The following is a 14,391-nucleotide window of genomic DNA, read 5'->3' on the forward strand; positions in this document are numbered from 1 at the left end:
TCATGACTGGATACGGCAGCCTTTTCGAACGCCTGGGTGGCGACGCGGACAAACGCGTCGGCTGGAGCCGCGAGGTCTCCGCCATGGCGTCCGTGGCTGCCCATCTGGCCAAGATGCTCAGCACCCGTGCGGGCAGCGTGCAAACGCTGTCCGATTACGGGCTACCCGATCTCAATGACATGCGTCTGAGCCTGCACGACTCCCTGAGTCAGGCCCGTTTGGCCATCGAAAATTTCATCGAAGCCTACGAGCCACGCCTGAGCAATGTGCGTGTCATTTCCCTGCCGCGTGACCACGATCAGCTTCGCCTGTCCTTCAGCATCGAAGGCTTGCTGGAAGTTGATGGTTTCAAGCGTCAGGTCAGTTTCGCCGCGCGCCTGGATGGCAGCGGTCAAGTCAAGGTCAACTAAGGAGATTCGTATGTCCGGCAAACCCGCAGCACGCGTCACCGACCCCACCGCTTGCCCGCTCCCCGGCCACGGCACCAACCCGATCGCCGCCGGCTCCGGCGACGTCTTCTTCGACGGCCTCGCGGCCGCCCGCCAAGGCGATGCCTCGGCGTGTGGTGGTGCGATGTCGGGCGGGTTGGCGACGACGGTTTTGATTAACGGGAAACCGGCGGCAACGGTGGATTCCGTCGGGACTCATGGCAACAAGGTTACGGCCGGGTCCGGGACGGTGATTATCGGGAATTCGCATTCGCCGGTGCCGTTTGTGCCTCCTGTTCCAATGCCAGGTTACTTCAACGATTTTTTTGTGTTGCGGGATGAAGAGGGGAATCCAGTTGCAAATTATGGCTACCGATTAGAAACCGAGTCGGGTGAAGTCTATGAAGGGGTAACAGACGCCAACGGCCATACCAAAGCTGTCAGTACTGGCAAAGCTTCTCAGATACTTAAAGTCTCTCTTCTCACTCCAGCAGGTGTTGCGAATGTCTAATGCGACGCCTTTGGCTCAAGCTTCCTCAACCCCTTCGACTAATCGTGACGGACAAGTCGCGACCGTAAAACTAGCGAAGCTATCAACGTATGAGTTCAACGTCAGGTCGTTTCATCCGGGGAAAACATTTGGCTGGAGCGGCTTTAATTTTGAAGGGGATGCGCGCGGCTTTTCGTTAAAGCCCAGCGGGCTGTCTGGTGTTCAGGGAACGCTAATAACTTCACGTGTATGGCATAAGTTTTTTGTAAAGCTGGCAACGAACGAAGTTACTGATACGCAAACGGAGTCGAATGACTCCGGAAAAGCGGGTGCTGAGCATACTCACTATGATGCAGAGTTGAAGCCGAAAGGTGGAAGCTGGCCGTCAATTAAAACTGAGAAGGGTGCGGTTACTACGGTGTGGGTAGACGGTGGTTACGCGGGTGAAAACCACGCATTTCCGTTTTCTGCAGAAACTAAGAAACTCACAGGTATGACATTCGTGCCGAGTCTAGATGTCAGTTACAAAATTATAATGACACTCGATCGAGTCGCTAAGCATTTGGATGTCGTAACGTATATCACCGGTGATGGCTTTCCTAATTGTGAGGCGTTTATTTCTGATTCGTCTGGAAAGTCTATCTTTCTCGGCGTGCATGTTCGAAAGGCTGCGGCCCTTGTTGCCTTGTTTGGTGATAAGAAGTATCCAATGATTTCTTCGGCTATTCGCATTGAGGTTGATGATGAGGGCAACTTCAAAGAGAAGCTGGGAAATGAGATGAGAAGGCGGAAGCTAAAAAAGGAACAGCTGGAAATGCGGCCGATTGAGGAGTGGAACGACTTTTTCATCAAACTAAGCCCCAACGATGGCCGTTGGATGGGCATTTGGGAGGAGCCTATGCCGGACTTCAACACCGAGTCGACGTTGAAATGACGTATACGAGTTATTTCAAAGTGGCTATCTGGGCGCCGGCGATTTTGCTGCCGATTCTGCTGATGCTTGATGCTTTCTACTTTTCCAAACCGCTACAAGGTGGGTTGGAGCAGTTCATACTTCTTTATGTGCTCGGTTTTGGACTGGCAGCATATGTTTTGTTTGCAATTTTTTCTTCACGGGTGATTTCTAAAAAAACCGAGCTGGAAGTTTTGCGTCTCGCGAGGTGGGCCCCAGTAATTTTTATTCCGTTTTATGGTGTTCCCTGGATTTTGTACGGCGTTGGATGTTTGATATTTGGCAGGCTTGCTGGTTTGGGAATGATGTTTTTGTGGTTGGCTTATACCCCTTATGTTTTAGTTGTTGGAATATTCTTTTCGGTTGTTACTATTTTTCTTTTTAAGGTGGTGCGCAAACTTTCTCTGTTTTCCGAGAGGCACTGAAGATGTTTTTAGTCGCACCTGCAGTTTGGCGAGCGGGACACCTGTGGATCGAACAGTTTCTCATTTTTAAAAAAATGGGGCTGTCTCATTTTTTGATTTGAAGAATTTTGACTTGTTCCGTTGGAATATTCTTGAATTTAACGGCATGTGCGGGAAACCAATGTGATGCGGTGGCCTTTCACAGATAAGGATGAGTGATATGGACTTTGATGTTTACCTTGGAGTTGTTGCTGATAGTCTGTTTTTCGGCTGTCTGGCATTGTTATGTTTGCTACTGGCGATCAGTGGGCTCTCATCAAGAATTCGCAATAACTGGATGCACAGGGTGTTGACATTTATTTGTTTGATGTCGATTCCGGTAATCGAGTTGGTAGGGAGTTATTACGCCAATTTGCCGCCAGCTTAACCGTGGCTGATTAAGTTTTAGCACTTGATTGTTTAACTGAAGTTTTAAGGCTGGGTCTGGGCAATACATTATGAATTCAGAGTTGGAAATGTATCTAGCGGGCTTGGCCGATAGCGACTTATTTGGAAGCTTTGCCTTATTGGCTTTGATTCTTGCTCTGATAGGCCTGTTTCCGAGAAGCTGGAATTCGAAGGCATATCGCATGCTGGTGTTCATTACGTTGATGGGCTTCGTGATGATGCATGGCGTCGGCAGTTACTTCCTCAATCAATCGCCTGCATGAACATGAACACTGCACGAAAGTACATCCCGCACTCATTCGAACCTCAAGCCAGGCACTCCCTCCATGTCGTTTAACCACTACTACCAAAGTGAACTCACCGCACTTCGACAGTTAGGTCGTCGATTCGCCGAGCGTAGCCCGGCGCTGGCGCCTTTCCTGGGTCAGGCCGGGCGAGATCCTGACGTGGAGCGGTTGTTGGAGGGCTTTGCGTTCCTTACCGGCCGCCTGCGTCAGAAGCTCGACGACGAATTACCCGAGCTCAGCCACTCGCTGATGCATCTGCTGTGGCCCAACTACATGCGCCCGCTGCCGGCGTTCAGCATTTTGCAGTTCGATCCGTTGAAGCGCTCGGGGCCTGCGTTGATGGTCGAGCGCGACACGCCGGTCGAGAGTGTGCCGATCGATGACGTGCGTTGCCGTTTCCGTACCTGCTACCCGACCGAAGTTTTGCCGCTGGATCTGGCTGCACTGACGTATTCGGTGAAAGGCGATGGTTCGCTGTTGAGCCTGCGCCTGGAGATGAGCGCTGACGGTCACCTCGGTGAACTGGAACTGAGCCGTCTGCGTCTGCACTTCGCCGGTGAGCGCTACATCAGCCAGATGCTTTACCTGAGCCTGTTGCGCAACCTGGAAGGCATCGAGCTGATCCCGCTGGACGGCGCCGGCAAACCCATTAATGGCGTCAACGGCATGCCGATGGCGTTCAAGATGCCGGGCGACCGTGTGCAACCGGTGGGGTTTGCCGAAGAAGAGGCGTTGATCCCGTATCCGCTGAACACCTTCCGTGGCTACCGCTACTTGCAGGAATATTTCGCCTTCCAGGACAAATTCCTGTTCGTCGATGTCAACGGTCTGGACCTGCTCAAAGCCCTGCCGGAAGACACGCTGAAGCAGATGCGCGGCCTCGAGTTGCGCTTCGATATTCGCAAGAGCGGCATCATGCGGATGCGTCCGACGCTGGACAACGTGAAGCTCTACTGCACGCCCATCGTCAACCTGTTCAAGCACGATGCGTTGCCGATCCGCCTCGATGGAAAACAGGACGAATACCTGCTGCTGCCCGCCGAATACGACCTGGAAAACTGCGGTGTGTTTTCGGTGGAAACCGTCACCGGCTGGAAGCCCGGCGGCCTCGGTTATCAGGAGTACGTGCCGTTCGAATCGTTCGAGCACGATCCAAGTTTCGACGTGCCCAACAGCCGTCCGCACTACAGCATTCGCCAGCGTTCGTCCTCGTTGCACGACGGCCTCGACACGTATCTGAGCTTCGGCATCCGCCACACCGAAGCCCATGAAACCCTGTCGATCGAGCTGATGTGCACCAACCAGAACCTGCCGCGCAAGCTCAAGCTCGGCGACATCTGCATGGCCTGCGAAGAGACGCCGGAGTTTCTCAGTTTCCGCAACATCACCCCGGCCACGCCCAGTTATGCGCCGCCGCTGAACCGTGACTTCCTCTGGAAGCTGATCAGCAACATGTCGCTTAACTATCTGTCGCTGGCGGACGTCAATGCGTTGAAGGTAATTCTCGAAACCTACGACTTGCCGCGCTACTACGACCAACACGCTGAAAAAGTCAGCAAGCGCCTGCTGGGCGGGCTCAAGTCGATCAAACACCAACACGTCGACCGCTTGCACCGAGGGTTGCCGGTACGCGGGTTGCGCACCGAGCTGACCATCGACCCGGAAGGGTATATCGGTGAGGGCGACCTGTTCGTTTTCGCTTCAGTTCTTAACGAGTTTTTCGCGCTTTACGCCAGTCTCAATTCGTACCACGAGCTGCGGGTAAAAAGCACACAGGGAGAGGTGTACCAATGGACACCACGTATGGGTCTGCAACCCCTGCTTTAAGCGGGCTGACCCGGGTAATACGCGAGTACTCGCTGTTTCAGGCCGTGCTGCTGGTGGTTGACCGGCTGCGCGAGGCGCACCCGTACCTGAGCGAAGACGATCTGTATGACCAGCTGGAATTCCAGGCCAATCCGAGCCTGGGTTTCCCCGGCAGTGACGTCGATCGCGTGGAGTTTTTTGAAGAACACGGACAGATGCGCGCGCGTCTGCGTTTCAACCTGATCGGCCTGGTCGGTTCCGGATCGCCGCTGCCGGCGTTCTACGGCGAACAGGCCCTGGGCGACAGCGAAGACGGCAACCCGACCCGCAACTTCCTCGACCTGTTTCACCATCGCCTGCAACGGCTGATGCTGCCGATCTGGAAAAAATACCGCTACCGCGCAAGCTTCCAGAGCGGCGCCCTCGACCCGTTTTCTTCGCAGCTGTTTGCGTTGATCGGCCTCGGTGGCGAAGAGATCCGCCGAGCCCAGGAACTGAACTGGAAACGCCTGCTGCCGTACCTCGGCTTGCTCAGCTTGCGGGCGCACTCGGCGGCGCTGATCGAAGCGGTGCTGCGTTACTACTTCAAACACGCCGAACTGACCATCGAGCAGTGCATCGAGCGTCGCGTCGAAATCCTCGACGAGCAGCGCAATCGCTTGGGCCGCGCCAACAGCCTGCTCGGCGAAGACCTGGTGCTGGGCGAACACGTGCGCGACCGCAGCGGCAAGTTCCGCATTCACATCCGCGAGCTCGACTGGCAACGCTTCCACGAATTCCTGCCAATCGGTTTCGGCTACCAGCCGCTCTGCGCGCTGGTGCGGTTCACCCTGCGTGACCCACTCGATTACGACATTCGCCTGGTGCTGCGCCAGGAAGAAATCCGCGAACTGCGCATCGGTGAGCAAAACGCCTGTCGCCTGGGATGGACCAGTTGGCTCGGCCGCGAAAAAGCGGACGGCGTGGTGACCCTGGGCAGCAAAACTCATTAAGGACAGATGACCAATGATCAACGTAGACCTGCAACAACTTATCCAGGCGCTGGACGCCGAAACCCGTCGTGACCTGGAAAGTTCGGCCGAACGCTGCGTCGCCCGTGGCGGCAGCAAGATCCTCGTCGAAGACTTGCTGCTGGGCTTGCTGGAGCGCCCGCAAGGCTTGCTCGCACGCGCGCTGCAAGACGCCGAAGTGGATGCCGGTGAGCTGAGCGCCGCGTTGCAATCGCGGGTCGAGCACAGCGCTTCGCGCAACCCGGTGTTCGCCCCGGAACTGGTGCAGTGGCTGCAAGACGCGTTGCTGGTGGCCAACCTTGAACTGGGCCAGAGCCAGGTCGAGCAAGCCGCGTTGATCCTCGCACTGTTGCGCAACCCGATGCGCTACGCCGGCAGCCGCTACCAATCATTGCTGGCCAAACTGAACATCGAGCGCCTGAAAGAATTCGCCCTGTCGCAGAAAGAACAACCGGCCACCGGTAAACCCGCCGTGCCGGGCGAATCGCTGCTGCAGCGCTTCACCCACAACCTGACTCAACAGGCCCGCGACGGCAAACTCGACCCGGTGCTGTGCCGCGATGGCGCGATCCGGCAGATGGTCGACATCCTCGCCCGTCGCCGCAAGAACAATCCGATCGTGGTCGGTGAAGCCGGCGTCGGTAAAACCGCCATCGTCGAAGGCTTGGCCTCACGCATCGCGGCCGGTGAAGTGCCGCAAGTGTTGAAAGGCGTTGAATTGCTGTCGCTGGACATGGGCCTGTTGCAGGCCGGCGCCAGCGTCAAAGGTGAATTCGAACGTCGACTCAAAGGTGTGATCGACGAAGTCAAAGCCTCGCCGAAACCGATCATCCTGTTCATCGACGAAGCTCATACACTGATCGGCGCGGGCGGCAATGCCGGTGGTTCCGACGCGGCCAACCTGCTCAAGCCCGCTTTGGCCCGTGGCGAGTTGCGCACCATCGCCGCCACCACCTGGGCGGAGTACAAGAAGTACTTCGAAAAAGACCCGGCCCTGGCCCGTCGTTTCCAACCGGTGCAACTGCACGAACCGACCGTCAGCGAAGCGGTGACCATCTTGCGTGGCCTGGCCCAGGTCTACGAGAAGAGCCACGGCATCTACTTGCGCGATGACGCGGTGGTTGCGGCGGCCGAGTTGTCCGCCCGTTACCTGGCCGGTCGTCAACTGCCGGACAAAGCGGTTGATGTGCTCGACACCGCGTGCGCCCGCGTACGCATCAGCCTCGCCGCGGCCCCGGAAAGCCTCGAACGCCTGCGTGGCGAACTGGCTGAAGGTGGCCGTCAGCGTCAGGCGTTGCGCCGTGATGCCGAGGCCGGTCTGCTGATCGATCACGAAGCGCTGGACGCTTTGGAAGATCGTCTGGCCGAAGCCGAAGATGAAATGGTCACCCTCGAAGCGCTGTGGACTGAACAGAAAGAACTGGCCGAGCGCCTGCTGGACCTGCGTCAGCAACTGGCCAAGGCCCGCGAAGCTGCCGCAGTCGAGCCCACTGTCACGGTTGAAGAAGATGCCGAAGGCACCGTGATCGAAACGCTGCCGGTGAACGAAGCGCAAAGCGTCGAAACGCTGGAAAGCGCACTCAACGAAACACACAAAGCGCTGACCGAACTTCAGACTAAAGAACGTCTGGTGAGTTTCGAAGTCTGCCCGCGTCTGGTGGCCGAAGTGATCAGCGCCTGGACCGGCGTGCCATTGGCGCAACTGGCCCGCGAACACAACGCCAAGGTCGCGAGCTTCGCCACCGACTTGCGCACGCGCATCCGTGGTCAGGAACAAGCCGTTCACGCACTGGATCGATCGATGCGCGCCACCGCTGCCGGCCTGAACAAACCTGATGCACCGGTCGGCGTGTTCCTGCTGGTCGGCCCGAGTGGCGTCGGCAAGACCGAAACTGCGCTGGCCCTGGCGGACTTGCTGTACGGCGGTGATCGTTTCATCACCACCATCAACATGTCCGAGTTCCAGGAAAAACACACCGTCTCGCGCCTGATCGGTGCGCCGCCGGGCTACGTCGGTTACGGCGAGGGCGGCATGCTTACCGAAGCCGTGCGGCAGAAACCGTACTCGGTGGTGCTGCTCGATGAAGTCGAGAAAGCCGACCCGGACGTGCTGAACCTGTTCTACCAAATCTTCGACAAAGGCGTGGCCAACGATGGGGAAGGGCGCGAGATCGACTTCCGCAACACGCTGATCCTGATGACTTCGAACCTGGGCAGTGACCGCATCGCCGAGCTCTGTGAAAACGGCGCGCGACCGTCGGCCGAAGTACTCGAAGAAACCATCCGCCCAGTGCTGAGCAAACACTTCAAACCGGCGCTGCTGGCGCGCATGCGTGTGGTGCCTTACTACCCGGTCGGTGGCCCGGTGCTGCGCGAACTGATCGAAATCAAACTCGGCCGTCTGGGCGAGCGCCTGAACCGTCGTCAGCTGGATTTCACTTACTGCCAAAACCTCGTCGATCACCTGGCCGAACGTTGCACCCAAAGCGACAGCGGCGCGCGCCTCATTGACCATTTGCTCGACCTGCACGTGCTGCCGCTGGTGGCCGATCGCTTGCTCGATGCGATGGCCACGGGCGAAAGCCTCAAGCGTGTCCACGCGACACTCGACGGCAACGCCAGTGTGACGTGCGAGTTCGTCTGAGGTGGGTGTGATGTTCACTCAAGTGCCGCAACCACTGGTCTATGCCGAAGCCTTGCTGGCGCAATTCGCCAGCTTGTCGCGCGCGGCGGACGGTGCTGCGCTGCTGGGTGACTTCGTGCGCGGGTTGGCCGAGCTCAGCGGTTGCGAGTTGACGCAGTTGTACCTGCTGGACGCGACTCACACGTGCCTGGGGATGAACGCCGAATGCCTCAACGGCATCCTGCAACCCCGGGAAGCGGCGAGCCTGCCGGCGGATTACAACGGTGAACAACTGCTGCAATTCGCCCTGTGCCAGAACCGTGTGGTGTGTCTCAGCGAGCTGAGCGGCAGCCTGCACGAAACCAGTTTCCTGCCGCCTCAGGCCATGCCTTGGCAGTCGCTGTTGTGTGTGCCGCTGGTCAATCAGCAGAAAGCCGTCGAAGGCTTGCTGCTGTGCGCCAGTCGCCGGCACATCGACCTGCAAGGCTTCGCCGATTCCCTCGGGCAACTGGGTTCGTTCGTGCTCGGTCAGCTGCATTTGCTGCAACGTTTGCGCCAGCCAACCGGTGATGCACGACCGGCGAAGGTCAGCGTCCCAAGCGCCAGCGGTTACGGTTTGATCGGCAAAAGTTCGGCCATGCGCCAGACCTATTCGCTGATCAGCAAAGTCCTGCACAGCCCGTATACCGTGCTGCTGCGCGGCGAAACCGGCACTGGCAAGGAAGTGGTGGCACGGGCGATTCACGATTGCGGCCCGCGCCGTTCCCAGGCGTTCATCGTGCAGAACTGCGCGGCGTTCCCCGAGAACCTGCTGGAAAGCGAACTGTTCGGCTATCGCAAGGGTGCCTTCACCGGTGCTGATCGCGACCGTGCCGGGCTGTTCGACGCGGCCAACGGCGGCACCTTGCTGCTCGATGAAATCGGCGACATGCCGTTGTCCCTGCAAGCCAAGCTGTTGCGGGTTCTACAGGAAGGCGAGATCCGCCCGTTGGGCTCCAACGACACCCACAAGATCGACGTGCGCATCATCGCCGCGACGCACCGGGATTTGTCGGTGCTGGTCAGCGAAGGGAAATTTCGCGAGGATTTGTACTACCGCCTCGCGCAATTCCCGATCGAGTTGCCGGCCTTGCGTCAGCGCGAAGGCGACATCCTTGACCTGGCCCGGCACTTCGCCGACAAGGCCTGCTCGTTCTTGCAACGGGACGCCGTGAGTTGGTCCGATGCGGCGCTGGATCACCTGTCCGGTTATGCCTTCCCCGGCAACGTGCGTGAACTCAAAGGCCTGGTCGAACGCGCGGTGCTGCTGTGCGAGGGCGGTGAGTTGCTGGCCGAACATTTCTCTCTGCGCATGGAAGCCATGCCGGAAGACAGCAGCGGCCTGAACCTGCGCGAACGCATGGAGCAGGTCGAACGCAGTCTGTTGCTCGATTGCCTGCGCAAAAACGACGGCAACCAGACCCTCGCCGCCCGCGAACTCGGACTGCCACGCCGCACGCTGCTGTACCGCCTCGGACGCCTGAATATCAATTTGGGTGATTTCGATGGTTGAGCCCAATTTCTGCAACCCAACCACCCTGGTTGGAAAGCCCCCTGTGGCGAGGGGATTCAGCGAAACGTCGCACCGCCCCGTTCGGCTGCGCAGCAGTCGCAGTCCGGTAAATGCGGTTTGCCTGAATAAACTCGATAGTCAATTTTGGGGCCGCTTCGCGACCCAACGGGGACAAGTCCCCTCGCCACAGGTGTTCGGCTCAAAGTCCCTGCCTAGAGCCTCGAAACTTACCTCATCCGCTTCTAACAGCGCCGCCCAAACGGGTCGGCGCTTTGTACTTTGTCTACCCCTGGAGACCCTCTGATGCCTGTTCGTCACTGGCAAGCCGTCCTGCTGACCCTCGTCGTTCTATGCGGCCTCGGCGGCTGTAGCGGCAATTACAAATACAACGACAACACCTATCGCCCATTGGGTGATCCGCAGGCGGTCAATCGCGGCAAGTGACCGCAAGGAGTATCACCATGGAACTGGTTTTCGAAATGCTCAACACCAAGCAGTTCGTGCCCACGGATTTGTGCCAGAAGACCTTCAAACAGGCCGGTGGCGTGATCGGTCGGGGCGAGGATTGCGACTGGATCATCCCGGACCGCAAGCGTCACCTGTCCAACCATCACGCGTTGATCAGCTACCGCGAAGGCACGTTTTTCCTGACCGATACCAGCAGCAACGGTATCCAGGACAGCGAAAGCGGCGCGCGCCTGCGCAAGGGCGAAGCGATGCGCATCGAGCACGGCAGTGTCTACGTGCTGGGTGACTTCGAGATTCGTGCGCGGCTGGTGCGCGACCCGGCGACCTTCGACGTTGAAGTCGGCCGTCCGCAAGCAGCGGGCAGCATCATTCCGGACGATGCGTTTCTCGATCTCGACCCGCTCAACGCCCTCGATCAGCAAGAGCGCGTGTATTCGGAAATCGACGAGCTGATCTCCCCGAGCACGACGATCGAGGACACCCGTCAGCGCGCCGACTATGCGCGCATCGACATGGAAAGCCTGATGGTGCCGGAGCTGATCAACGCCCCGGCAGAGCCAGCACCCGCGCCACCACCGAAAGCGGTCGAGCGTCAGAGTGAAGGTTTCTGGGAGCACTTCGGTGCGGCGCTGGGCGTGGACCTCAAAGGTCTCGACCACGATGCCCGCGAAGCCCTGGCGCTGAACGCTGCACGCCTGCTCAAGCAAAGCGTCGGCGGTTTGCAGCAGAGCCTGCGCACCCGCAGCGAACTGAAAAACGAACTGCGTCTGGCCCAGACCACCGTGCAAGGCACGAACAAAAACCCACTGAAATTTGCCGTCGATGCCGGTGAAGCGCTGGGCATTTTGTTGCAGGGTAACAAGCCGGGCCAGTTGCCGGCCGAGCAGGCGATCTCCCGTGCGTTCCGCGATTTGCAGGCGCATCAGGTGGCCTTGCTGACGGCCAGCCGCGCCGCTGTTCGCGGCACCCTGGAACACTTTTCGCCACAGCAATTGACCCTGCGTTTCGAGCGCGACAACAAGCCGTTGCTCGCCACGTCCGGCAGTCGCTGGAGAGCCTACGGTCGTTATCACCAGGCCCTGCGTCAGGACGATGACTGGAGCGAGCGCCTGCTGGCCCGCGACTTCGCTCAGGCCTACGAAGAGCAGATCCGCCTGATTTCCACCCTTCACACCGACCACCAAGGATGATGCGCATGTCTCGCTGCTCGACCGCTTTTTTCAAGACGCTGACAGCGCTCGCGGCCCTGGTGCTGCTGGCCGGCTGCTCGTCGCTGTCGCCGTATTCCCACGTCACCAAACTCAACCTGAAGCTGACCGCCAGCGATCAGCTGAACCCGGACCTCAACGGGCGTCCATCGCCGATCGTTGTGCGTCTGTTCGAACTCAAGCATCCGGTGACGTTCGAGAACGCTGACTTCTTCAGCCTGTACGAGCGCGCCAAGGAATCCCTGGCCCCGGACCTGGTGGCCAGCGAAGAAATCGAGCTGCGCCCAGGTGAAACCGTGGAGATGAAACTCAGCGTGGAGGAGGGCAGTCGCTACGTCGGCATCCTCGCCGCCTACCGTGACCTGCCGGAAACCAAATGGCGCTACACGGTGCAAGTCACCCCGGTGGAAGTCACCGACGCTGATCTGACCCTCGACCAGGCCGGTATTCGCAACAGCAACGAAACGCTCGCCAAGGCGGATGACTGATCATGAATTCCCATAAAGTGATTTGGCAGGAAGGCATGCTGCTGCGCCCGCAGCACTTCCAGCACAACGATCGCTACTACGACCACCAGATGAAGACCCGCACGCAGTTACTGGGCAGCTACACCTGGGGCTTCCTGAACCTGGACATCGACTTGCAGTTCCTCAACATGGGCAAACTGGTGATCAGCCAGGCCTCGGGGATTCTGCCGGACGGCAGCCTGTTCGAACTCGGTGGCAACACCGAACCGTTGGCCCTCGACGTGCCACCGAACACCGGTCACACGCCGATCTACCTGGCGCTGCCGCTGGTCACCGGTAACCACATCGAGTCGCGTCGTCCGGAGCAATCCGACGTGCTGGCGCGCTACACCGCGTACGAAGCGGAAGTCGCCGACTCCAACGCCGGCGACGATTCCGCCAGCCAGGTCAGCTGCGGCCGACCGGACTTCAAACTGTTGCTCGGCGAGCAGCAGAGCGACCAGGCTTACGTGAAACTGAAGATCTGCGAAGTGCTCGACACCACGCCCGACGGCGTGATCAGCCTCGACCCGGATTTCGTCCCGACCTACCTTCAGGCGCATTCGTCCAGCTACCTGCTGTCGTGTCTGAAAGAAGTGATCAGCATGCTCGGCCACCGGGGCGACACCATCGCTGAACGCATCCGCTCCAACGGCAAAGTCGGTGGCGCGGAAGTCGGCGACTTCATGATGCTGCAACTGATCAACCGCACCGAACTGCTGCTGCGTCACTACCTCGGCCTGGAGCAGGTTCACCCGGAAGAGTTGTACCGCACGCTGCTGACCATGCTCGGCGATCTGGCGACCTTCTCCAGCGACAGCAAACGCCCGCGTCTGGACAGCCGTTACCAGCACAGCGACCAGGGCGCGAGTTTCCGCAAACTGATGGAAGCGATTCGTCAGGTACTGTCGATGGTGCTCGAACAGCACGCCATCGAACTGGTCCTGCAAGCACGCCAGTACGGGATCATCGTCTCGCCGTTGCACGACCACAAACTGCTGGGCTCGGCCTCGTTCGTGCTCGCCGCCAGTGCCAACTGCGACTCCGAAGAACTGCGCCATCGCTTGCCAGCGCACCTCAAGGTCGGCCCAGTGGAGCGCATCCGCCAACTGGTCAACCTGCACCTGCCTGGCATCAAGGTCAAACCGTTGCCGGTGGCCCCGCGGCAGATCGCGTTCCACTCCAACAAAACCTATTTCATTCTCGAACTCAGTTCCGAAGACCTGGCACAACTCGAGCGCTCCGGCGGCTTCGCGTTCCACGTGTCCGGCGAATTCGCCGAGCTTGAACTGAAATTCTGGGCCATCAGGAACTGACCGACATGATCAAGGACATGGAACATACCCAGGACGATAAAACCGTCCTGCTCGACCGCCAGGGCCACGGCCCGGCGCAGAGTCCGCTGACCGATTTCGCCGCTCCGCCGCGTTTTGAACAGCTGGAAGAACGGATGATTTATGCCGCGCGCCTGCGCCCGGCCGAAGCGTTCAACATCAGCCTCAATTCGCTGGTGGCTGCTGCCTCCGACCTGTTGTCGGAAGTGGTGCGACTCAAGCACAGCGACACCCGCGAAGACATGTACGCGCTCAACGAGCGCCTGACCGCCGGACTGAAACTGTTTGAAGTGCGGGCGCTGCACAACGGCGCCGAAAGCAGCCAGGTGATGGCCGCGCGTTACGTGCTCTGCACCGTGGTCGACGAAGCCGTCGTGACCACGCCGTGGGGCAACGAAAGCGAGTGGTCGCAGATGAGTCTGCTTAGCAGCTTCCACAACGAAACCTTCGGCGGCGAGAAGTTCTTCCAGCTGCTGGATCGCCTGTCGAAAAACCCGGTCAAGCACCTGCCGATGCTGGAGCTGATGTACCTGTGCCTATCGCTGGGCTTCGAAGGCAAGTACCGCGTGCAAGCCCGCGGCATGCTTGAGCTCGAAGGCATCCGCGACGCCTTGTATCGTCAGATTCGTCAGTTGCGCGGCGACGTGCCACGTGAGCTGTCGCCGCACTGGGAAGGCTTGAACGATCAGCGCCGCAGCCTGGTGCGCATCGTGCCGGCGTGGATGGTGGTGTTGTTCACCGTGGTTTGCCTGGTGGTGATGTATTCGGGCTTCGCCTGGGTATTGGGCGAGCAACGCGAAACCGTTCTGCAACCTTATCAGCAGCTAGATCCGGCCGCGGTCCAGCCGCAGTCGCAGCCGTAAACAGGGACGTGTG

15 protein-coding genes are annotated in these 14,391 nt (G+C 59.1%); all 15 read left to right on the top strand.

The window, feature by feature from the left end; translation table 11 throughout:
- Positions 1-2 precede the first annotated feature (2 nt).
- Positions 3-410 carry a type VI secretion system baseplate subunit TssE gene (gene tssE / locus ACYZUA_RS02965; protein ID WP_008150080.1) on the top strand — a complete coding sequence of 136 codons (408 nt, stop codon included), beginning with the start codon at positions 3-5 and terminating at the stop codon, positions 408-410.
- A 10-nt stretch (positions 411-420) separates the two neighbouring features.
- Positions 421-939, top strand: a complete 519-nt coding sequence (locus ACYZUA_RS02970) for a PAAR domain-containing protein (protein WP_461962019.1) — start codon at positions 421-423, stop codon at positions 937-939.
- A complete protein-coding gene (locus tag ACYZUA_RS02975) occupies positions 932-1,852 on the top strand; it encodes a hypothetical protein (RefSeq protein WP_461962020.1) in 921 nt (306 codons plus the stop codon). The genes ACYZUA_RS02970 and ACYZUA_RS02975 overlap by 8 nt, the downstream gene beginning before the upstream one ends.
- A 20-nt stretch (positions 1,853-1,872) precedes the next feature.
- Positions 1,873-2,295 carry a hypothetical protein gene (locus tag ACYZUA_RS02980; RefSeq protein WP_461962021.1) on the top strand — a complete coding sequence of 141 codons (423 nt, stop codon included), beginning with the start codon at positions 1,873-1,875 and terminating at the stop codon, positions 2,293-2,295.
- Positions 2,296-2,494: 199 nt separating this feature from the next.
- Positions 2,495-2,701, top strand: coding sequence for a hypothetical protein (locus ACYZUA_RS02985; protein WP_461962022.1), 207 nt, complete (start codon positions 2,495-2,497; stop codon positions 2,699-2,701).
- 70 nt (positions 2,702-2,771) lie between these two features.
- On the top strand, positions 2,772-2,984 hold the full coding sequence (locus tag ACYZUA_RS02990; protein ID WP_461962023.1) for a hypothetical protein: 213 nt from the start codon (positions 2,772-2,774) through the stop codon (positions 2,982-2,984).
- Between the two features lie 63 nt (positions 2,985-3,047).
- Complete coding sequence (tssF, locus tag ACYZUA_RS02995; RefSeq protein WP_461962024.1) at positions 3,048-4,835, top strand: type VI secretion system baseplate subunit TssF; 1,788 nt, start codon at positions 3,048-3,050, stop codon at positions 4,833-4,835.
- The gene (tssG, locus tag ACYZUA_RS03000) at positions 4,799-5,806 is read left to right on the top strand and encodes a type VI secretion system baseplate subunit TssG (protein WP_134420957.1); all 1,008 of its coding nucleotides are present in this window, start codon (positions 4,799-4,801) and stop codon (positions 5,804-5,806) included. Before tssF ends, tssG begins: the two co-directional genes overlap by 37 nt.
- A gap of 13 nt (positions 5,807-5,819) precedes the next feature.
- Positions 5,820-8,468, top strand: coding sequence for a type VI secretion system ATPase TssH (gene tssH, locus ACYZUA_RS03005; protein WP_461962025.1), 2,649 nt, complete (start codon positions 5,820-5,822; stop codon positions 8,466-8,468).
- A gap of 10 nt (positions 8,469-8,478) precedes the next feature.
- Entirely contained in the window at positions 8,479-9,999 is a 1,521-nt protein-coding gene (locus tag ACYZUA_RS03010; RefSeq protein WP_461962026.1) for a sigma-54 interaction domain-containing protein, read from the top strand.
- A gap of 303 nt (positions 10,000-10,302) precedes the next feature.
- Entirely contained in the window at positions 10,303-10,443 is a 141-nt protein-coding gene (locus ACYZUA_RS03015) for a hypothetical protein (protein WP_007894589.1), read from the top strand.
- A gap of 17 nt (positions 10,444-10,460) precedes the next feature.
- Positions 10,461-11,657 carry a type VI secretion system-associated FHA domain protein TagH gene (gene tagH / locus ACYZUA_RS03020; protein ID WP_461962027.1) on the top strand — a complete coding sequence of 399 codons (1,197 nt, stop codon included), beginning with the start codon at positions 10,461-10,463 and terminating at the stop codon, positions 11,655-11,657.
- Between the two features lie 5 nt (positions 11,658-11,662).
- Positions 11,663-12,163: a type VI secretion system lipoprotein TssJ gene (gene tssJ, locus ACYZUA_RS03025; RefSeq protein ID WP_134098426.1), complete on the top strand. Its 501-nt coding sequence runs from the start codon at positions 11,663-11,665 to the stop codon at positions 12,161-12,163.
- Positions 12,164-12,165: 2 nt separating this feature from the next.
- The gene (gene tssK, locus ACYZUA_RS03030; RefSeq protein ID WP_461962028.1) at positions 12,166-13,497 is read left to right on the top strand and encodes a type VI secretion system baseplate subunit TssK; all 1,332 of its coding nucleotides are present in this window, start codon (positions 12,166-12,168) and stop codon (positions 13,495-13,497) included.
- Between the two features lie 5 nt (positions 13,498-13,502).
- Positions 13,503-14,378, top strand: a complete 876-nt coding sequence (icmH, locus tag ACYZUA_RS03035) for a type IVB secretion system protein IcmH/DotU (protein ID WP_008150091.1) — start codon at positions 13,503-13,505, stop codon at positions 14,376-14,378.
- The last annotated feature ends 13 nt before the right edge of the window (positions 14,379-14,391 follow it).

The organism is Pseudomonas sp. LS2P72 (assembly GCF_054897865.1).